Source organism: Pseudomonas sp. L7 (genome assembly GCF_046605565.1).
In the GTDB taxonomy this organism is placed as follows: Bacteria; Pseudomonadota; Gammaproteobacteria; order Pseudomonadales; family Pseudomonadaceae; genus Aquipseudomonas; species Aquipseudomonas wayambapalatensis.
This window is the reverse complement of sequence record NZ_CP176784.1, coordinates 268,531-288,628: the sequence shown is the minus strand read 5'-3', so window position 1 is coordinate 288,628 and position 20,098 is coordinate 268,531. Positions and strand designations below refer to the sequence as shown.

Below are 20,098 nucleotides of genomic sequence, written 5' to 3'. Positions count from 1 at the left end.
AGGAGAATCTCCTGTAGTGAAGCGTTTCAGTGGCGAGTTTCTGACGCTTCGTCCGTGCCACCACCCGCAAACAATTGCGCTACATCGGTGGCATCGAAGAAATACCGCTCGTTGCAGAACTGGCAATCGATCTCGACCTTGCCACCACATTCCTCGACCAGCGCCTTGGCATCCGCCTCGCCGAGACTGACCAAAGCGTTGCCGGAACGCTCACGCGAGCAGCTGCAGTGGAAGCGCAGCGGCTCGATGTCGAAGAGGCGTACGGCGTCCTCGTGATAGAGGCGGTGCAGCAGGGTTTCGTTGCCTTCGGCCCACTCTTCGGGCTTCAGCGTGCTGGCCATGGCCACTACGTGTTGCCAGCTGTCTTCGCGCTCTTCTTCATCACGCTGGCGGTCGACCGGCAACTGCTGCAGCAGCAGGCCACGGGCCTTGCCCGCCGAGGTGTCGAGCCAGAAGCGCGTGTTGAGCTGCTGGGATTGCACGAAGTAGTTGGTGAAGCATTCGGACAGGTTGGCGCCATCGAGGTCGACGGTGCCCTGGTAGCGCTGGCCCTTGACCGGGTCGATGGTCAGCGTGAGGTGGCCACCAGGCATCAGGTCCGCCAGGGTGGCGTCAGCGGCGATCTGATCGGCCTCGTAACGTGCCATGCCGCGGATGTCGCGCTGGCTCGAGCACTCCACCATCAGCAGCGGGATCGGCCCTTGCGAGCGCGCCTGCAGAATCAGCAGGCCATCGAACTTGAGTGCGCCGACCAGCAGCGAGGTGGCAGCCATCAGCTCACCCAGCAGAGCGGCAACCGGCTGCGGATAAGGGTGACGGGCAAGCACTTCGCGGTAGCTCTTGTCGAGCTCGACCCATTCGCCGCGCACATCGCGCTCTTCGAACAGGAAGCGTTGGGTGAAATCGGTATCCGGTAAATCGCTCATGGTTTTGGCTATCTGAAAATTCTGAAAAGGGTGACAAAATGATTACAGGAGCTTACAAAGGCCCGTCGTAAAGCGCGTCCGACGCGCAGAATTTCAGCTGGCAATCGAGGTATTTTATGGATAATCGACCACTGTTCCAGGAAAAGTGGTCCTGGGGACCTCTGGCAGCCTGCACGTTACTGCCCGTCGCTCTACTGTGTTTCTGGTTGTGGCCGTTTGGCCAGATCCTGTTCCTGACTTTCGACGAGTGGCTATTCCGTGCACTCAACGGCCCGCTGGCAGACAACACCACCTGGCGCTACATCTGGACCTTGGGCAGCCTGCGTCCCTTCGACATCGTCGTCGGCCTGATCCTGCTCCTGCTGCTGATCAAAGGCGACTGGGTGTTCAAGGCCGTACAGGTCCGACAGGCATTCTTCGGCTTTTTCGTCAGTCTGCTCCTCTTAGTGGTGGTTCGCGCGCTGTTTTCCAAGTGGGTGGATGCATCTGGATGGCAACATGACAGCCCGTCGATCGTATTCGACGACGCCGTGCGCCTGAGCCACTACTACCCGAACCTCGAAGCCCACTGGGAGCTCAAGGACCGTTCCAGCAAGAGTTTCCCGGGCGATCACGCCTCGGTACTGCTGCTCTGGGCCCTGTTCATGAGCCTGTTCAGTCGCCGACTGGTACAGAGCCTGGTGATCTGGGGGCTGGCCGTGTTGTTCATGCTGCCGCGTCTGGTTGCTGGTGCGCACTGGGGACAGGATGACTACATCGGCGGTCTGGGGATGGCATTACTGGCCCTGGGCTGGACCGTGCATACCCCGCTGGCGGCCAAGGCCAGCGCGGCACTGATGCGCTGGACCTCACCGCTGTTCAGGGTACTCGGCAAGTTGCCGCTGATCGGGCGCATGAGTGTGATGCGCACGGCCTCTTAAGCGCAACTGAAGGCGCAGGTCTACTCGAAACTGCCATGCAACTGGTGGATCTGCCGCCGTTGCTTCTTGTTTGGCCGGCCGTCGGTGGTCACCCCCATCGCCCCGGCCTTGCGCAGTTCGGCGGCCTGTTCGCGGCGCTTCACGCTGTCGGCGGTTTCCTCGTAGAGGGTCTGCGCCTCGGGCGCCCCGCGACGCACCACCGACAGCGCCTTGACCACCACGGTCTTCTCGTCGAAACCGGTGCGCAGCACGAACTCATCGCCTACCCGCGGCTCCTTGCCCGGTTTGCAGCGCTCACCACGGCAATGCACCTTGCCACTCTCGATCGCCGCCTTGGCCAACGCACGCGTCTTGTAGAAGCGCGCCGCCCACAGCCACTTGTCCAGGCGGACCTTATCGTCGTCTTCTGGTTTCTGTGCCATCCCTCTACCTCGAATTCTGTCTTTAACGGAACTGTACTACCGTAACTGTCGGATGCAAAAAGTCCGCGCCATGCTTACAGTTCACCACCTCATTCGCAGGGTGTGCTTCGTGAAAACATTTGACCATCTGACAGTGATCGGCCTGCGCGAGTGGATCGCCCTGCCCGACCTCGGTCTCGCCGGGCTTCGGGCCAAGATCGACACCGGCGCCAGCACCTCCAGCCTGCACGCCACCGACATCGAACCCTTCGAGCGCGACGGCCAGTCGTGGGTGCGCTTCACCGCACACCTGGGTTCGGTGGTGCAACTGCGCCATCGCCGCTGCGAGGCGCCGCTGGTTACCATGAAGACCATCAAGAGCTCCAACGGCCACGCCCAGACCCGCTACGTGATCCGCACGCCGCTGGCGTTGGGCGACCGGGTCTGGGAAGTGGAATTCACCCTGGCCTGCCGCAAGAGCATGCGCTATCGGTTGTTGCTTGGATCGAAAGCCTTGGTCCACGGTCAACTGGTCGTCAACCCCGGCCTCAAGTACGTTCAGGACAAACCGGCCTTCCCGGCCACTCTCTCCCCTGTCACAGGTGCTGCATGAAGATCGCCGTGCTTTCGCGCAACCCGCGTCTGTATTCCACCCGCCGCCTGGTCGAAGCCGGCACACAGCGCGGCCATGAAATGGTCGTGATCGACACCCTGCGCGCCTACATGAACATCGCCAGCCACAAGCCGCAGATCCACTATCGCGGCAAACCGCTGGAAGGTTTCGATGCGGTGATCCCACGTATCGGCGCCTCGGTGACCTTCTATGGCTGCGCCGTGTTGCGTCAGTTCGAGATGATGGGCGTCTATCCACTCAATGAATCGGTGGCCATCGCCCGCTCGCGGGACAAGCTGCGCTCTCTGCAACTGCTGTCACGCCGCGGCATCGGCCTGCCGATCACAGGCTTCGCTCACTCGCCGGATGACATTCCCGACCTGATCCAGATGGTCAACGGCGCACCGCTGGTGATCAAGGTGCTCGAAGGCACCCAGGGCATCGGCGTAGTGCTGTGCGAAACGACCAAGGCTGCCGAGTCAGTCATCGAAGCGTTCATGGGCCTGAAGCAGAACATCATGGTCCAGGAGTACATCAAGGAGGCCGGCGGCGCCGATATCCGCTGCTTCGTGGTCGGCGACAAGGTCATCGCCTCGATGAAGCGCCAGGCCAAGCCCGGCGAATTCCGCTCCAACCTGCACCGCGGTGGAGTGGCCAGCCTGATCAAGATCACCCCCGAGGAACGCATGACGGCCATTCGTGCGGCCAAGGTCATGGGCCTTAGCGTGGCCGGGGTGGATATCCTGCGATCCAATCATGGCCCGCTGGTGATGGAAGTGAATTCGTCGCCGGGGCTGGAGGGTATCGAGGTCACCACCGGCAAGAACGTCGCCGGGATGATCATCGAACATCTGGAGAAGAACGGCGGGCCGAACCAGACTCGGACCAAGGGCAAGGGCTGATTCGAAACCGTTGCGGCCTCTTCGTGGCTATCCACGAAGAGGCCGCAGAACCTCACACCGCATCGCGCGGCAGCAACAACCCCAGCGGCAGGCGCACCCGCGCCTCGATCCCGCCACCGGAGCGGTTGCGCAACTCGACATTGCCGCCATGCTGGGCGGCGATACGTTTGACGATCGCCAAGCCCAGCCCGGTGCCCTTGCCCCCACGCGCGCGGTCGCCGCGAATGAACGGGTTGAAGATGGTCTCAAGTTCCGATTCATCGATCCCCGTGCCCCGGTCGAGCACGCTGAGCACCACATACGGCGCGCCCTGCTCACCTGATACATAAGCCGCCACCTCGACGCCCTTGCCCGCATGGTGCAGGGCATTGCCGATCAGATTGCCCAGCATGCGCTTGAGCGATACACGTCGTAGCGGGAAGGGTGGAATAGGCTCCAGGCACAGGCGCACGCGCTCTTCGGGCTGGTTATAAGGCGCCACCACCTCGCGAATCAGATAACCCAGGTCGACTTCTTCCACCGGCTCGTCGCGGCCATCGCGGATGAAGGCCAGGAACTGGTCGAGAATGGCGTCCATGTCTTCGATGTCGCGCACCATGTCGTCGCTGAGCTCGCTTTCGTTACCCATCAGCGACAGCGACAGCCGTAGCCGGGTCAGGGGCGTGCGCAGGTCGTGGGAGACCCCCGCCAGCATCAGCTCGCGCTCGCGCCCGGCCTGCTCGACATCCTCGGCCATCTGGTTGAACGCCCGGTACACCTCGGTCATCTCGCTGGGCGTATCGCTGATAGGCAGGCGCACACTGCGCCCCTGCCCGAGCTGACGGGCAGCGAACACCAGGCGCTTGAGCGGCTGGTTGAGCTGGCGCACGAAGATCCAGGCCGACGCGGTGGACAGCAGGCCGATGGCCAGGAACCAACCGAGCACGTTCCAGATCTTCTGCCCCCGCAACGGGTGCGGGTACAACGGCACCTTCAACCAACCCGGCCCTAGGCTCGGCGCATTGACCCACAGTGCCGGCGGCGCGTGGATGCGCAGGCGCACCTCGGTATCCTCGCCCAGCTCGGCCTGCATCTGGCGCTGGTAGATCTCGCTGTACGGCCAGTGCTGCTCACCCTCAGGAACACCCGAGCCGGTCACGCGGATCAGGCCGGCCGCCTCGGCGATCTGGTCCCGGTTCTCTTCATCGGCCGCCCAATAGGCACGCAAGGTCAGCGCCACACCGTGGCTGTACTGGCGGTCGACCAGCACATCCTCGTTCATCAGCAGGTACACCAGCGTCAGCGCCTTGGAAAACAGGACGACGATCAGCACCAGCCACAGGGTGCGGGCGAAGAAGCTTTGCGGAAACCAGAGAGGCGTTTTCATTGGCGACGATTACTGCACGGCGGGGACAAGCATGGCGGGGACCACAGACGAAAACAGGGCGACCCTTGCGGGCCGCCCTGCCGTGTCATGGCAGCGGTTCATTTACCGGCATTTCCGTCCGGCACGAAGACATAACCCACACCCCAGACCGTCTGGATGTAGCGAGGCTTCGATGGATCGGGTTCGATCATCCGGCGCAGGCGCGAGATCTGCACGTCGATTGAGCGCTCAAGGGCATCCCACTCGCGGCCACGGGCCAGGTTCATCAGCTTGTCACGGGTCAGCGGTTCGCGAGCATGCATGACCAGTGCCTTGAGCACGGCGAACTCACCGGTGGTGAGCATGTGCACTTCATCGCCGCGCTTGAGTTCGCGGGTGGCCAGCGACAGTTCGTAGTCGCCGAAGGTGACGGTCTCTTCCTCGCTGCCCGGAGCGCCAGGAACGCTCGGGGCCTGGCGCCGCAGCACGGCCTTGACCCGCGCGACCAGCTCGTCGGGGTTGAACGGCTTGGCGAGATAATCGTCAGCGCCCAGCTCGAGGCCCTTGATGCGGCTGAGCTCGTCGCCCTTGGCGGTGAGCATGATGATCGGGATCTGGTTGTTCGCCGCGCGCAGGCGGCGGCAGGCGGAGAGGCCGTCTTCACCCGGCAGCATGAGGTCGAGCACCACCAGGTTGAACACTTCGCGGGCCAGCAGGCGGTCCATCTGCTCGACGTTCGGCACGGCGCGGGCACGGAAGCCCTTGCTGGTGAAGAAACGTTCCAGCAGGCTGCTCAGCCCTGGATCGTCGTCAACGATGAGAATCTTTTCGCCTTCAGCAATGTTTGCGGTGCTGGTCATCAATAACTCCTCTGATATCGCGGCGCATTATGGCGTAGCCATTGCGATGCGTGCCGTGTGCATTGTTAGCAGATTTTTCCCCGGGTGCCACTTCCCGCACCAGGAGCATGGCCAAGCGCCATCACCGCAAGCCGGACGCGATGGGTATAATGCGCGGCTTTCATCCAGTGCCGCCGGGCCTGAACCCCCACTGCGGCCCTAGTATTCACTATTTGTCAGGTGGTTCTCATGGACAGCATCAACAGCCGTATCGCCGAGGAACTGGGCGTGCGCCCACAGCAGGTCGAGGCGGCCGTGGGCCTGTTGGACGAAGGCTCGACCGTGCCCTTCATCGCCCGTTACCGCAAGGAAGTGACCGGCAGCCTGGACGATACGCAACTGCGCCACCTGGAAGAGCGCCTGCGTTACCTGCGTGAACTCGACGAGCGCCGCGCCAGCATCCTGGCCAGCATCGAGGAGCAGGGCAAGCTGACCCCGGAACTGGCCCGCGAGATCAAGCTCGCCGACACCAAGACCCGCCTCGAAGACCTTTACCTGCCCTACAAGCAAAAGCGCCGCACCAAGGGCCAGATTGCCCTGGAAGCCGGCCTGGGCGAACTGGCCGACGGCCTGTTCGACGACCCGCAGCGCGACCCTGAAAGCGAAGCCGCGCGCTTTGTCGACGCCGACAAAGGCGTCGCCGACGTCAAGGCCGCCCTCGAAGGCGCCAAGTACATCCTCATGGAGCGCTTCGCCGAAGACGCCGCCCTGCTCGAAAAGCTGCGCGGTTTCCTCAAGCAGGAAGCGGTGCTCACCGCGCGCGTGGTACCGGGCAAGGAAGAGGAAGGCGCCAAGTTCCGCGACTACTTCGCCCATGACGAACTGCTGCGCAACGCCCCGTCGCACCGCGCCCTGGCGATCTTCCGCGGTCGCAACGAAGGCGTGCTGAGCGCTTCGCTCAAGGTCGGCGAGGAACTACCAGGCACCCTGCACCCGTGCGAGCTGATGATCGCCAGCCACGTTGGCATCGAGAACCGCAGCCGCCCGGCCGACAAATGGCTGGGCGAGGTGGTGCGCTGGACCTGGAAGGTCAAGCTCTACACTCACCTGGAAACCGACCTGTTCGGCGAGCTGCGCGACAACGCCGAAGGCGAGGCGATCAACGTCTTCGCCCACAACCTGCACGACCTGCTGCTGGCCGCCCCGGCCGGCCCGCGTGCCACCCTGGGCTTCGACCCCGGCCTGCGCACCGGCTGCAAGGTCGCGGTGGTCGATGCCACCGGCAAGCTGCTGGACTACACCACCGTCTACCCGCACGCGCCAAAAAACGACTGGGACCGCACCATCTCCGTGCTCGCCGCCCTGTGCGCCAAGCATTCGGTGGAGCTGATCGCCATCGGCAACGGCACCGCCAGCCGCGAAAGCGACAAGCTGATCGGTGACCTGGTGAAAAAATACCCGGCGCTGAAGATCACCAAGGTCATGGTCTCCGAAGCAGGCGCCTCGGTGTACTCCGCGTCCGAGCTGGCTGCCCGCGAATTCCCGGATCTCGACGTCTCGATCCGCGGCGCGGTGTCGATCGCCCGCCGCCTGCAGGATCCGCTGGCCGAACTGGTGAAGATCGATCCGAAGTCCATCGGGGTGGGTCAGTACCAGCACGATGTGTCGCAGGTGAAACTGGCGCGCGGCCTGGACGCGGTGGTCGAGGACTGCGTGAACGCCGTGGGCGTGGACGTCAACACCGCCTCGGTGGCCTTGCTGACCCGTATCTCCGGCCTGAACGCCACACTGGCACAGAACATCGTCGCCCACCGCGACGCCAACGGCCCGTTCGCCACCCGGGCGGCGCTGAAGAAGGTCAGCCGCCTCGGCGAGAAGACCTTCGAGCAGGCCGCAGGCTTCCTGCGCGTGATGAACGGCGACAACCCGCTGGACGCCTCTGCCGTGCACCCCGAAGCCTACCCTCTGGTGCAACGTATCGCCGCCGACACCGACCGCGACATCCGCTCGCTGATCGGCGACAGCAGCTTCCTCAAGCGCCTCGACCCGAAGAAATTCACCGACGAATCCTTCGGCCTGCCGACCGTCACCGACATCCTCCAGGAGCTGGACAAGCCCGGCCGCGACCCGCGCCCTGAGTTCAAGACCGCCACCTTCCAGGATGGCGTCGAGGACCTCAAGGACCTGGAGCCCGGCATGATCCTCGAAGGCGTGGTGACCAACGTCACCAACTTCGGTGCCTTCGTCGACATCGGCGTGCACCAGGATGGTCTGGTGCACATCTCGGCGCTGTCGGAGAAGTTCGTCAAGGATCCGCGCGAGGCGGTCAAGGCCGGCGACGTAGTCAAGGTCAAGGTCATGGAAGTGGACATCCCGCGCAAGCGCGTCGGCCTGTCCATGCGCATGAGCGACACCCCCGGCGAGAAGGTCGAAGGCAACCGTGGCGGCGCACGCGGCAACGGCGGCAACCGTTCGCAGCAGGCACCACGCCCACGCGAGACAGCCACCGCCGCACCGGCCAACAACGCCATGGCCGCGCTGTTCGCCAACGCCAAGCAGTTGAAGAAGAAGTGATGGACGTCCCGAAGGAATACGTCGAAAGCGCCTTCAGCCAGCTCCTGGGCTGCCGCCTGCAACGCCTGGACACAGGCGTTGCCGAGGTGGTCCTGCCGCTGGAACCGCACTTGCGCAACCGTGGCCAGAAACTGCACGGTGGGGCGATCTTCAGCCTGGTGGACATCGCCATGGGCCTGGCCTGTTCGGCCAGCCATGGCTTCGACCAGCAGAGCGTGACCATCGAGTGCAAGATCAACTACATGCGCGCTGTCAGCGACGGCGAAGTGCTGTGCACCGCCCGGGTGATACACGCCGGGCGGCGCACGCTGGTGGTCGACGCCGACGTGCTCCAGGGCGACAAACTGGTGGCCAAGGCACAGGGAACCTTCGCGGTTCTCTAGCTGCCCGAGTGATAACTGCGGTATTTTTGCCGGTATTGGTCGGGCGCTGTCACTGACCCTATCGCGTGACAAGCCCGCTCACACAGGTGCCTCGGTGCTTTTGTGGGAGCGGGCTTGTCACGCGATGGGCTCGGCAAGGCCCCGAAGTATCTGCGCTACCAGCACCGGAACCGCGTAAACCAGGCGACAACGCCAGTTCCTTTGTCCCTACCCTTGTAGACCGTCATTTCTACCCCCATATTGGGGCGACTGACGCGTGAAGGAATCCATCTTGAGCGACCTCCTCAATCGCCGCCTGAGCTTGCTCGGCGCCAATCTCTCCCTGCTCAAGCAGTGCCTGCACGGCATTGAGCGCGAATGCCTGCGAGTAACCGACGAAGGTCGGCTGGCCCAGACCCCACACCCCGAAGCCCTGGGTTCGGCACTGACCAACGAGCAGATCACCACCGATTACTCCGAATCGCTGCTGGAGTTCATCACGCCGGCCCTGGCTGATCCGGCCAAGGTGCTCGAGAACCTCGAGGAGATCCACCGTTTCGTCTACACCAAGCTCGGCGACGAATACCTGTGGAGCCCGTCGATGCCGTGCGCGCTGCCCGCCGAGGAAGACATCCCGATCGCCGAGTACGGCAGCTCCAACATCGGCAAGCTCAAGCACGTGTACCGCAAGGGCCTGGCCCTGCGCTACGGCCGCACCATGCAGTGCATCGCCGGCATCCACTACAACTTCTCGCTGCCCGAGGCCCTCTGGCCCCTGCTGCGTGAAGCGGAAGGCAGCGAGCAGGACGACCGTGACTATCAGTCGTCGGCCTACATTGCGCTGATCCGCAACTTCCGCCGCTACAGCTGGCTGCTGATGTACCTGTTCGGCGCCTCGCCAGCACTGGACAAAGGCTTCCTGCGCGGCCGCCCGCACCAGCTCGAAGAGCTGGATGCCAACACCCTCTACCTGCCCTACGCCACTAGCCTGCGCATGAGCGACCTGGGTTACCAGAGCAACGCCCAGGCCGGCCTGACGCCCTGCTACAACAACCTGTCCAGCTACACCGACAGCCTGCGCAAGGCCGTTGGCACGCCTTACCCGCCCTATGTCGAGGTCGGTACGCACAAGGACGGCGAATGGGTGCAGTTGAACACCAACATCCTGCAGATCGAGAATGAGTACTACTCGAACATTCGCCCCAAGCGTGTCACCTACACCGGCGAACGTCCGATCCAGGCCCTGATCGCGCGCGGCGTGCAGTACGTCGAGGTGCGCTGCCTGGACATCAACCCCTTCCTGCCGGTGGGCATCGACCTGACCGAGGCTCGCTTCCTCGACGCCTTCCTGCTGTTCTGCGCGCTTGAGGACAGCCCGTCGCTGGACAACGGCGAATGCGGCCAGTGCACCAGCAACTTCCTCACCGTGGTCAAGGAAGGCCGTCGCCCAGGCCTGGAGCTGCAGCGCGATGGTCAGCCGGTCGCCCTGCGCGAATGGGCCAGCGATCTGATCGCCCGCATCGGCCAGCTGGCCGGACTGCTTGACCAGGCGCAAGGTGGTGACGACCACGCCAAGGCCCTGGAGGCGCAGCAGGCCAAGGTCGACGACCCGGAGCTGACCCCTTCTGCACAGGTCCTGGCGCGCATGACCGAGCACGAAGAAAGCTTCGTCGAATTCTCGCTGCGCCAGAGCAAGCTGCACGCCGAAACCTTCCGTGAGCAAGCGCTGCCTGGCGAGCGCCAGCAAGCCTTCGAAACACTCGCCCGCGACTCTCTGGCCGAACAGTCGCGCCTGGAGCAGCAGGAAGTCGGCGACTTCGACCTGTTCGTCGGTGCCTACCAGGCCAGCATCCTGGCGATCAGCAACTGATGAGCCGCACGCCCTCGCCGCGCAAGCCCCGCGCCAGTAGCCAGGCCAGGATCGAAGCGATCCTGGCGGCGGCTCGCGAGCTGCTGGCGGGCGAGGGGGTAGCGGGGCTGTCGATCTACAGCGTGGCCGAACGGGCGCAGATCCCGCCGTCCTCGGTCTATCACTTCTTCGCCAGCGTTCCGGCGTTGCTCGAAGCCCTGACCGCCGACGTGCACCGCGCCTTTCGCGAGGCGCTGAGCGCGCCGATCGACAGCCACGCCTTCAGCACCTGGCAGGGTCTGTCACGCCTGGTCGAGCAACGCATGCTGGATATCTACAACCAGGACACTGCCGCCCGGCAGTTGATCCTCGCCCAGCATGGCCTGAGCGAAGTGGTCCAGGCCGACCGCCAGCACGACATGGAGCTGGGCGATTTGCTGCACAAGCTGTTCGACCGGCATTTCCTGCTGCCGGTGATGCCTGGGGACGTGGATGTGTTCGCCCTGGCAATGGAGCTGAGCGACCGGGTCTATGCCCGGTCGATACAGCTGCACGAGCAGATCACACCGCGCATGGCAGAGGAAGGCATGCGGGTGTTCGAGGCTTATCTGGGGCTGTATCTGCCGCCGTTCCTGGCCAAGCGCACAAGCTGAAATTGCCTTCGCGGGCAAGCCCGCTCCTACAGGTTACTGTGGGAGCGGGCTTGCCCGCGAAAGCCTTCACACGGCCCGGGAGTCGAACGCCATCACAGCTTGGCGATGGACACCTCGGTGGATTTCACGAAGGCAATCACCTCACTGCCAACCTGAAGTTCCAGCTCGCGCACGGAACGCGTAGTGATCACCGAAGTGACGATGCCGGAGGCGGTCTGCACGTCGATTTCCGACAGTACCGGGCCTTCGAGGATTTCTTTGACGGTGCCTTTGAACTGGTTGCGGACGTTGATCGCTTTGATGGTCATGGCTTGATTCCTTTGATTGGCTTCGCAGATTCAGTGGGCCCAACGCAGTTGCGTGGGCAAAGGGGCTACAGGTTCCGGCTCGGGCGGCGTGCCAGGGACGGACAGGACACGGTTGAGCACTTCGCTTTCCAGCGCCGCCAGGCGGTGCGAACCACGCGCCCGCGGCCTTGCCAGGTCGACGGTGAGGTCCAGACCGACCTCGCCGTCCTCAATCAGGATCACCCGGTCGGCCACGGCGACGGCCTCGTTGACGTCGTGGGTGACCAACAGCACGGTGAAGCCGTGTTCGCGCCAGAGGCGCTCGATCAGTTGCTGCATTTCGATTCGCGTCAGGGCATCCAGTGCACCCAGTGGCTCGTCGAGCAGCAGCAGGCGTGGCTGGTGGATCAGCGCGCGGGCCAGGGCCACGCGCTGCTTCTGCCCGCCGGACAGCGCAGCTGGCCATTCATTGGCACGATCGGCCAGGCCGACCTCTTCCAGCGCTTGCACCGCGCGTGGCCGCCAGTCTCCGGACAAGCCCAGGCCGACGTTGTCGATCACCTTCTTCCAGGGCAGCAGACGGGCGTCCTGGAACATCAGACGGGTTTCCTCGCGGGCAGCGGCCAGCGGCGCGGCACCGGCCAGCAGCTCGCCGGCGCTGGGTTGGTCCAGACCGGCCAGCAGGCGCAGCAAGGTGCTCTTGCCACAGCCGGACCGGCCAACGATGGCGACGAACTGGCCCGCCGGGATGTGCAGGTCGATACCGCGCAGCACTTCGCGCTTGCCGAACGTCTTGCGCAGGCCGTTGGCGGCCAGCGGGATGCCACGCAGCAGGCGCGGCGGTTGTTCCTTGAGCACGGTCATGCGCCCTCCTTCTTCGCCACCTGGTAGGCGGGGTGCCAGCGCAGCCAGACACGCTCCAGGCCACGGGCGGCGAGGTCGGCGAGCTTGCCGAGCACGGCGTACATGACGATGGCCAGGACCACCACGTCGGTTTGCAGGAATTCACGGGCGTTCATCGCCAGGTAACCGATGCCGGCATTGGCCGAGATGGTCTCGGCAACGATCAGGGTCAGCCACATGAAGCCCAGGGCGAAGCGCACACCGACCAGGATCGAAGGCAACGCACCGGGCAGGATCACCTGGCGGAACAGCGAGAAACCGGACAGGCCATAGCTGCGCGCCATTTCCACCAGCGCCGGGTCGACATTACGGATGCCGTGGTAGGTGTTCAGGTAGATCGGGAACAGCGTGCCCAGCGCGACCAGGAAGATCTTCGCCGACTCGTCGATGCCGAACCACAGGATCACCAGCGGGATCAGCGCCAGGTGCGGCACGTTGCGGATCATCTGCACCGAGCTGTCGAGCAGGCGTTCACCCCAGTTCGAAAGGCCGGTGATGAAACCCAGCAACAGGCCGATGCTGCCGCCGATCAGAAAGCCCACACCGGCGCGCCAGCCACTGATCGCCAGGTGCGTCCAGATCTCGCCGCTGCGCACCAGTTCGACACCGGCGCTGACCACAGCGCTCGGTGCCGGCAGGATGCGCGTGGACAGCCATCCAGCGCTGACCGCCAGCTGCCACACCGCCAGCAGCAGCACGGGCAAGGCCCATGGCGCCAGGCGCTGTGTCAGGGTGGAGGAAGTTGCACGACTCATGGCCTGGCCCTCAGCTCTGCGACACGGACTTGGGCAGGATGTCGTTGGCGACCATTTCACCGAACGGGCTCACGTAGCCCCCGGTCTTGGCCTGCTCCGGGCGCTGCACGTCCAGGTGCGGGAACAGCAGCTCGGCGACGCGGTAGGACTCTTCCAGGTGTGGATAACCGGAGAAGATAAAGGTATCGATGCCCAGGTCGGCGTATTCCTTGACCCGCGCCGCGACCGTCGGGCCATCGCCCACCAGTGCTGTACCGGCGCCGCCTCGTACCAGGCCGACGCCCGCCCACAGGTTGGGGCTGACTTCGAGCTTGTCGCGGTTGCCGTTGTGCAAGGCCGCCATGCGTTGCTGGCCAACCGAATCGAAGCGCGCCAGCGAGGCCTGGGCGCGGGCGATGGTGTCATCGTCCAGGTGCGAGATGAGTCGATCGGCGGCAGCCCAGGCTTCTTCGTTGGTTTCCCGCACGATCACATGCAGGCGGATACCGAAGCGCACTTCGCGGCCTTGCGCAGCGGCTTTCTCGCGCACCGCGGCGATCTTCTCCGCCACTGCAGCCGGGGGCTCACCCCAGGTCAGGTACAGCTCGACCTGCTCGGCGGCGAGGTCTTGTGCGGCCTCGGACGAACCGCCGAAATACAGCGGCGGGCGCGGCTGCTGGATCGGTGGATAGAGCAGCTTGGCGCCCTTCACCTGGATGTGCTTGCCGTCGTAGTCGACCACTTCGCCTTCCAGCACCTTGCGCCAGATGCGCGTGAACTCGACCGAGGCTTCGTAGCGCTCCTGGTGGTTCAGGTGCAGACCATCGCCGGCCAGCTCGTCCGGATCACCACCGGTCACCAGGTTGAACAGCGCCCGGCCATTGGACAGGCGATCCAGAGTCGCGGCCTGGCGGGCGGCCACGGTCGGCGAAATGATGCCCGGGCGCAGCGCGACCAGGAACTTCAGGTTCTGGGTCACCGGAATCAGTGACGCCGCGACCAGCCAGGAGTCCTCGCAGGAACGACCGGTAGGGATCAGCACGCCACCGAAACCCAGGCGATCGGCCGCCTGGGCGATCTGGGTCAAGTAGCCGTGATCGACGGCGCGTGCGCCTTCGGTGGTACCCAGGTACTTGCCGTCGCCGTGGGTGGGGAGGAACCAGAAAATGTTAAGGCTCATTGGAGTTGTCTCCTCAAAGGGGGCTCAAGCCGCAGCGATGCTGCGGCGCAGGCGAATCGTTCAAGGCGCGCTGGCGACCTTGGCCGGTGGGGTCCAGATCACGTCCTTGATGCTCAAGGGCTTGGGAATCAGCTTCAGGGCCTGGAAGGTGTCGGCGATCTTCTGTTGCGCGGCGATCACCTCCGGGGTCAGCGGCGCAGCGCCGTAGCCCTGGCGCTTGACCGAGGTCAGGGTGATGTCGGCCGGCAGGCCGAGCAGCGGCGCGACCTGGTCGGTCACTTGCTGCGGGTTGGCCTGGGACCACTCGCCCACGGCGCGCACTTCATCGATCAGGGTGCTGATCACCGCCGGGTGCTGGGTCGCGTAGCTGCGGGTGGCCAGGTAGAACTGGTGGTTGTCGACCAGGTCCTTGCCATCACGCAGGGTGCGGGCCTGCAACTGCTGTTCGGCAGCCGCCTGGTACGGGTCCCAGATCACCCAGGCATCGACGCTGCCACGCTCGAAGGCGGCGCGGGCATCGGCAGGCGGCAGGTAAACGGGCTGGATGTCGCTGTATTTCAGGCCGGCGTCCTCAAGGGCGCGGACCAACAGGTAGTGCACGTTGGAGCCTTTGTTCAGCGCGACTTTCTTGCCTTTGAGCTCCTTCACCGACTGGATCGGCGAGCCCTTGGGCACGAGGATCGCCTCGCTGTGCGGCGCAGGCGGCTCATAGGCCACGTAGAGCAGGTCGGCACCGGCGGCCTGGGCGAAGACGGGCGGCGTTTCGCCGGTGACACCGAAATCGATCGAGCCGACGTTCAGCCCTTCGAGCAGCTGCGGGCCACCGGGGAACTCGGTCCATTGCACGTCGATGCCCTGTTCCTTCAGGCGCTTTTCCAGCGAGCCCTTGGCCTTGAGCAGCACCAGGGTGCCGTATTTCTGGTAACCGATGCGCAGGCTCTCGGCCTGGGCTTGGGTGATGGCGCCGAAGGACACAGCCGCCGCAAACAGGGCGACCAGACCACGACGCAAGAAGACTGTGCGCATGGCGCTCTCCTGTGCGAATGAGGTTCGGGTTGCACCTGCTTGCCTCGTTGTCGGGCGAGTAAGGTGGAAAAACGGTGACGCATTTGCGGGGTCGTTCAGATGCTCCAGCGAGCACTGATCAGGCGTTCGTTGAGTACACCTGGAGCGACCGGCTTGGGCCGACGCGCCAGGGCACTGTGGAAGGTTTCCAGCGAGTCCAGCAGGCGGGCCTCCAGGGCCTCGGCCAACTGTGCCGGGCGATTGCCTTCGGCGTAAGCGACCTGGCTGTCGTCGGCGAAGATCCCTTGAAGGGTCTCCTGCGCCTTGAGTGCCGACAGCACAGGCTTCAATGCATAATCCACCGCCAGCATGTGGGCGATGCTGCCGCCGGTAGCGATCGGCAGGACTACCTTGTGTTCCAGCGCGCGCTCGGGCAGCAGGTCGAGCAAGGTCTTCAGAGCCCCGGCGAACGATGCCTTGTACACCGGGGTCGACACCACCAGCCCATCAGCCTGGGCTACCAGTTGCTGGAAGTGCTGCACCTGTGGGCTGTCGAAACGTGCGTGGAGCAGGTCTTCTGCCGGAAACTCGCGCACCTGGAAGGTCACCACCTCCACACCACGATCCTGCAACCACTGTCGCGAACGCTCGAGCAGCACGCCGGAACGTGAACGGGTACTGGGGCTACCACCTATCGAAACAACCAGCATTGCAGCGCTTCCTTAAATTCGGTTCCGGGGTGTGGCCCCAGTGAATGACTCCGACATTAGCAGCTCGCCACATATATCTATAAATCATATTTTTTCATTTGTTTATGCGTTATGGAGATATAGCGTTTTGACCTCGCCCGTTTCGCGGGCCAGCCCGCTCCCACAAAGAGCAGGCATAAAAAAAGGCCGTCGAAACGGCCCGAAATCCCTGCTATGGCTAAGAGCAATGCAACGAGGATTCAACGATTGGGTTGCGGGGTGAGGCGCAGATAGGGTTTGACGGCCCGATAACCTTTCGGGAAGCGCTGCTTGATCTCGTCCTCATCCTTCAGCGAAGGCACGATCACCACTTCGTCACCGTCCTGCCAGTTACCTGGGGTGGCGACCTTATAGTTGTCGGTCAGTTGCAACGAATCGATCACCCGCAGGATTTCGTTGAAGTTGCGCCCTGTGCTGGCTGGATAGGTGATGGTCAGGCGTACCTTCTTGTTCGGGTCGATCACGAACAGCGAGCGTACGGTAAGGGTGTCGTTGGCATTTGGGTGGATCAGGTCGTACAGGTCAGACACCTTGCGATCGGCATCGGCGATGATCGGGAAGTTGACCACGGTGTTCTGGGTCTCGTTGATGTCATCGATCCACTTGTGGTGCGAGTCGACCGGGTCCACCGACAGTGCGATAGCCTTGACGCCGCGCTTGGCGAACTCATCCTTGAGCTTGGCGGTCAGGCCCAGTTCGGTGGTGCACACCGGGGTGAAGTCGGCCGGGTGGGAGAACAGCACACCCCAGCTGTTGCCCAGCCACTCATGGAAACGGATCTTGCCGGCGCTGGAATCCTGTTCGAAGTCGGGGGCGATGTCGCCGAGTTTGAGGCTCATGGAAGCGGCTCCTGTGCTGTGTCTGGCCTTGTGGGATTCAATGTGCCTGCTTCCGATTAAAAACAAAAAGAATGAATACTGATTTATTTATAACCAGAAAGAATACGAATTTGCACACACAAAAAAGCCTCGCACCAGGCGAGGCTCTTTCGTTGCAGCTACGACTTACATGAAGTTGTAAGTGTAGTTGAAGATCAGACGAGTCTGATCGGCATCGTTGATGCTCTCGCCGCCGCCACGGTAGGTACCGTGACGCAGGCTGACGCCCAGGCCCTTGAGGGTGCCTTCCTGCAGTACGTAGTCGATACGCGCGTCGCGCTCCCACTCGCTGTAGGTGCCGCTGGTGCGGGCGTTCTTGACGTCATCACCGCGCAGGTAGGCCACGGATGCCTTCAGGCCCGGTACGCCCAGACGTGCGAAGTCATAGGAGTACTGACCGAAAGTGGTGTTCTCGCCAGCGCGGGCGAACTGGTTGATCATGCTGTCGGTGAACAGGTAGAAGCTCGAGCCACCGTTGCCTTCCAGCGGCGAGGTGCTGCCGTCCTTGCGCACGTTACCCTGGTTCAGCCAGACGAAACCGCCGTCGTCGCCAACCTGTTGGTGACCCAGCATGATTGCGTGGCCGCCGATGGTGTAGGTGAACATCGCGGACCAGGTCTTGTTGTCGACCTCGCCTGCGTTCTTGGCATAGCCACCGTTGTTGTTGAAGGTGTAGCCGGCTTCGCCGTTCTTGCCGTCGCTGCTGCTCTTGAACCAGCGCAGGTCGGTCTTGAACGACTGATCGTTGGCGATCTGGTAGACGTGGGTCAGCCCCAGGAAGTGCTGCTTGTAGAAGTCTTCCAGGTTCGAGTAGTAGTACTGCAGGGTCAGGTCTTTGGTGACCTTCCAGTCGCCACCGGCGAACTGGAACTTGTTGCTGTCGCGGTAAGCGCCGCCAACGGACAGGCCGGTGCGGTTGCTCGAGGCACGGCCCATGGCGTGGGTCAGTTGACCCGCGTTGAGGGTGACGTTGTCGATTTCCTTCGACTGGACGGTACCGCCCTCGAAGGTTTGCGGCAGCAGACGACCGTCGTTGGAGACCAGGATCGGCAGGTTTGGCGCCAGGGCGCTGCCGTAGTGGACTTCGGTCTTGGAGAAGCGTGCCTTGGCGTTACCACCGATGCGAGCCCACTGGCTCACGGCAGAGCCGTCGCTGTCGCTTGGGAAGAAGGTGTTGTTATCCGGGTGACGGCCACGGCCGCCATCGAGGTGGATACCCCAGAGAGCTTGAACGTCGACACCGAAACCAACGGTGCCTTGGGTGAAGCCGGACAGGTAGTCGAGCTTGAAACCTTGGGCGGTTTCGCGCTGGTCACCGTTACGACCCTGAGCGTTCGTGCGAACTTCGTGGTCGTCGTTGTTGAAGTACATGGTGCGCGAGCTGATGGATACCTTGCTGTCTTCGATGAAGCCAGCGGCGCCCGCTTGTTGGGCGAGAACCCCCAGTGCCACGGCCAGGGCCAGGCTAGACTTGTACATGCTTTGCTCCTCTACGTTCTAATTTTTGTATTCTCAAGGCGGGGGGATCTGCTGCCCCCCTCGCCACGGGTAAGCGATTTAGCACCAAAGTGTGACTGGTAAGTCAATCGTTACCGGAGATTTCACGACTTTGGTCTAATGCACCTGCGCTACAGGATAATGACAATCCTATAAATCCAAAATGACCGTTTTATGAAATCGTCAGATTTTTCCGGAATAAATACGGAACCTTCAGCGTCATTTGGTGTATTGGCGTCCCTTGCTCATAGCTTCCGGTTATCTACAGCCCTTTGCCAGAGGGCGCTCCGTGAAAAGTTGTGAAAGCGTAGCCTTTCACAAAAATTTCACAACCTTCCGTCCGACAGGTGCGTGCGCTAAGCGCTTTGTCTCCTAAGCTAATTCTGAAAAGTTATTTATTTTGTAATTCTTAGATCATTTAGTCTTCGCGTCATTCATCACCCGATGCCTGACGAGAGGTTCGATCATGATCCCCCACGCCCCCCTGCGCCTGTTCGCCGCGCTGACCCTGGCCACCGCCAGCTGGTTCGCCCAGGCCGCCGACCTGACCGTGGCCTACCAGACCACCGTAGATCCGGCCAAGGTGGCCCAGGCCGATGGCAGCTATGAAAAAGCCAGCCACGTCAGCATCGACTGGCGCAAATTCGACAACGGTGCCGACATCATCGCCGCCGTCGCCTCCGGCGACGTGCAGATCGGCTACCTGGGCTCCAGCCCGCTGGCTGCCGCGACCACCCGCAAGGTGCCGGTGGAGACGTTCCTCATCGCCACCCAGATCGGCGCCGGTGAAGCGCTGGTCGCCCGCGACAGCATCAAGACCCCACAGGACCTGATCGGCAAGAAAGTCGCCGTGCCCTTCGTCTCCACGGGCCATTACAGCCTGCTGGCGGCGCTCAAGAGCTGGAACATCGACCCGGCCAAGGTGCAGATCCTCAACCTTGCGCCGCCTGCGATCATCGCCGCCTGGAAACGCGGCGACATCGACGCCACCTACGTCTGGGACCCGGCGCTGGGCGTGGCCAAGGAAAACGGCAAGGTGCTGATCACCTCTGGCGAGCTGGCAAAGAAAGGCGCCCCGACCTTCGATGCCTGGATCGTGCGCAAGGACTTCGCCGAGAAGCACCCGGAGATCGTCAAGTCGTTCGCCAAGGTCACCCTCGACGCCTACGCCGACTACCGCAAGGACCCGAAAGCCTGGCTGGCCAATCCAGACAACGTGAACAAGCTGGCCAAGCTGTCCGGCGCCAAGACCGGCGATATCCCCGGCCTGCTGGAGGGCAACGTCTACCCGCTGGCCGCCGACCAGAGCGCGGCACTGGGCGCGCCAACCACCCAGGCGCTGACCGACACCGCGACCTTCCTCAAGGAGCAGGGCAAGGTCGAGGCGGTGCTGCCGGATTACTCGCCGTACGTAACGGCCAAGTTCCTTCCCGACTGAAGCACCCGCCCAACCGATCGAACCCAGGGGCGCCCTGCGCCCC

The 20,098-nt window shown here is 63.3% G+C and carries 20 protein-coding genes; 8 read left to right on the top strand and 12 right to left on the bottom strand.

What is annotated here, in order from left to right; translation table 11 throughout:
* Positions 1-26 precede the first annotated feature (26 nt).
* Positions 27-926: an Hsp33 family molecular chaperone HslO gene (gene hslO, locus ACK3BK_RS01385; protein ID WP_186667426.1), complete on the bottom strand. Its 900-nt coding sequence runs from the start codon at positions 924-926 to the stop codon at positions 27-29.
* 116 nt (positions 927-1,042) lie between these two features.
* Between hslO and ACK3BK_RS01380 the strand changes: the two genes are divergently transcribed.
* Positions 1,043-1,846, top strand: a complete 804-nt coding sequence (locus ACK3BK_RS01380; RefSeq protein ID WP_411383606.1) for a phosphatase PAP2 family protein — start codon at positions 1,043-1,045, stop codon at positions 1,844-1,846.
* 20 nt (positions 1,847-1,866) lie between these two features.
* Here the strand turns inward: ACK3BK_RS01380 and ACK3BK_RS01375 are convergent, their stop codons facing one another.
* Positions 1,867-2,268, bottom strand: a complete 402-nt coding sequence (locus ACK3BK_RS01375; RefSeq protein WP_186667424.1) for an RNA-binding S4 domain-containing protein — start codon at positions 2,266-2,268, stop codon at positions 1,867-1,869.
* A 109-nt stretch (positions 2,269-2,377) separates the two neighbouring features.
* Between ACK3BK_RS01375 and ACK3BK_RS01370 the strand changes: the two genes are divergently transcribed.
* Positions 2,378-2,860 (top strand): ATP-dependent zinc protease, encoded by a 483-nt coding sequence (locus tag ACK3BK_RS01370; RefSeq protein WP_063542222.1) that lies wholly within the window; start codon positions 2,378-2,380, stop codon positions 2,858-2,860.
* Entirely contained in the window at positions 2,857-3,762 is a 906-nt protein-coding gene (gene rimK, locus ACK3BK_RS01365) for a 30S ribosomal protein S6--L-glutamate ligase (RefSeq protein WP_015268602.1), read from the top strand. The genes ACK3BK_RS01370 and rimK overlap by 4 nt, the downstream gene beginning before the upstream one ends.
* A gap of 52 nt (positions 3,763-3,814) precedes the next feature.
* On the opposite strand, the gene ACK3BK_RS01360 is transcribed toward rimK, so the two are convergent.
* Entirely contained in the window at positions 3,815-5,128 is a 1,314-nt protein-coding gene (locus ACK3BK_RS01360) for an ATP-binding protein (protein WP_186667423.1), read from the bottom strand.
* Between the two features lie 98 nt (positions 5,129-5,226).
* The gene (ompR, locus tag ACK3BK_RS01355; protein WP_054891673.1) at positions 5,227-5,967 is read right to left on the bottom strand and encodes a two-component system response regulator OmpR; all 741 of its coding nucleotides are present in this window, start codon (positions 5,965-5,967) and stop codon (positions 5,227-5,229) included.
* 228 nt (positions 5,968-6,195) lie between these two features.
* Between ompR and ACK3BK_RS01350 the strand changes: the two genes are divergently transcribed.
* The 4 genes from ACK3BK_RS01350 to ACK3BK_RS01335 all read left to right on the top strand — a co-directional run bounded on the left by ACK3BK_RS01350 (position 6,196) and on the right by ACK3BK_RS01335 (position 11,384).
* On the top strand, positions 6,196-8,520 hold the full coding sequence (locus tag ACK3BK_RS01350; protein WP_186667421.1) for a Tex family protein: 2,325 nt from the start codon (positions 6,196-6,198) through the stop codon (positions 8,518-8,520).
* Entirely contained in the window at positions 8,520-8,903 is a 384-nt protein-coding gene (locus tag ACK3BK_RS01345) for a PaaI family thioesterase (protein ID WP_186667420.1), read from the top strand. The genes ACK3BK_RS01350 and ACK3BK_RS01345 overlap by 1 nt, the downstream gene beginning before the upstream one ends.
* A gap of 271 nt (positions 8,904-9,174) precedes the next feature.
* Positions 9,175-10,752, top strand: a complete 1,578-nt coding sequence (gene gshA / locus ACK3BK_RS01340) for a glutamate--cysteine ligase (protein ID WP_186710730.1) — start codon at positions 9,175-9,177, stop codon at positions 10,750-10,752.
* A complete protein-coding gene (locus ACK3BK_RS01335; protein WP_186720206.1) occupies positions 10,752-11,384 on the top strand; it encodes a TetR/AcrR family transcriptional regulator in 633 nt (210 codons plus the stop codon). Before gshA ends, ACK3BK_RS01335 begins: the two co-directional genes overlap by 1 nt.
* 92 nt (positions 11,385-11,476) lie before the next feature.
* On the opposite strand, the gene ACK3BK_RS01330 is transcribed toward ACK3BK_RS01335, so the two are convergent.
* From ACK3BK_RS01330 to ACK3BK_RS01295, 8 genes are all read right to left on the bottom strand, one after another.
* Positions 11,477-11,692: a molybdopterin-binding protein gene (locus ACK3BK_RS01330; RefSeq protein ID WP_003255829.1), complete on the bottom strand. Its 216-nt coding sequence runs from the start codon at positions 11,690-11,692 to the stop codon at positions 11,477-11,479.
* Positions 11,693-11,722: 30 nt separating this feature from the next.
* The gene (gene ssuB / locus ACK3BK_RS01325; RefSeq protein WP_411383605.1) at positions 11,723-12,535 is read right to left on the bottom strand and encodes an aliphatic sulfonates ABC transporter ATP-binding protein; all 813 of its coding nucleotides are present in this window, start codon (positions 12,533-12,535) and stop codon (positions 11,723-11,725) included.
* Positions 12,532-13,329, bottom strand: coding sequence for an aliphatic sulfonate ABC transporter permease SsuC (ssuC, locus tag ACK3BK_RS01320; protein WP_054891667.1), 798 nt, complete (start codon positions 13,327-13,329; stop codon positions 12,532-12,534). The genes ssuB and ssuC overlap by 4 nt, the downstream gene beginning before the upstream one ends.
* 10 nt (positions 13,330-13,339) lie before the next feature.
* Positions 13,340-14,488: an FMNH2-dependent alkanesulfonate monooxygenase gene (gene ssuD, locus ACK3BK_RS01315; protein WP_186667415.1), complete on the bottom strand. Its 1,149-nt coding sequence runs from the start codon at positions 14,486-14,488 to the stop codon at positions 13,340-13,342.
* 60 nt (positions 14,489-14,548) lie between these two features.
* Positions 14,549-15,514 (bottom strand): sulfonate ABC transporter substrate-binding protein, encoded by a 966-nt coding sequence (locus ACK3BK_RS01310; protein ID WP_186667414.1) that lies wholly within the window; start codon positions 15,512-15,514, stop codon positions 14,549-14,551.
* A gap of 95 nt (positions 15,515-15,609) precedes the next feature.
* Positions 15,610-16,203 (bottom strand): NADPH-dependent FMN reductase, encoded by a 594-nt coding sequence (ssuE, locus tag ACK3BK_RS01305; RefSeq protein ID WP_054891664.1) that lies wholly within the window; start codon positions 16,201-16,203, stop codon positions 15,610-15,612.
* A gap of 239 nt (positions 16,204-16,442) precedes the next feature.
* Positions 16,443-17,081 carry a peroxiredoxin gene (locus tag ACK3BK_RS01300; RefSeq protein ID WP_054891663.1) on the bottom strand — a complete coding sequence of 213 codons (639 nt, stop codon included), beginning with the start codon at positions 17,079-17,081 and terminating at the stop codon, positions 16,443-16,445.
* 165 nt (positions 17,082-17,246) lie between these two features.
* Entirely contained in the window at positions 17,247-18,599 is a 1,353-nt protein-coding gene (locus tag ACK3BK_RS01295) for an OprD family porin (RefSeq protein WP_411383604.1), read from the bottom strand.
* Between the two features lie 484 nt (positions 18,600-19,083).
* On the opposite strand from ACK3BK_RS01295, the gene tauA reads away from it, so the two are divergent.
* Positions 19,084-20,055 carry a taurine ABC transporter substrate-binding protein gene (gene tauA / locus ACK3BK_RS01290; protein ID WP_411383603.1) on the top strand — a complete coding sequence of 324 codons (972 nt, stop codon included), beginning with the start codon at positions 19,084-19,086 and terminating at the stop codon, positions 20,053-20,055.
* Positions 20,056-20,098 lie beyond the last annotated feature (43 nt).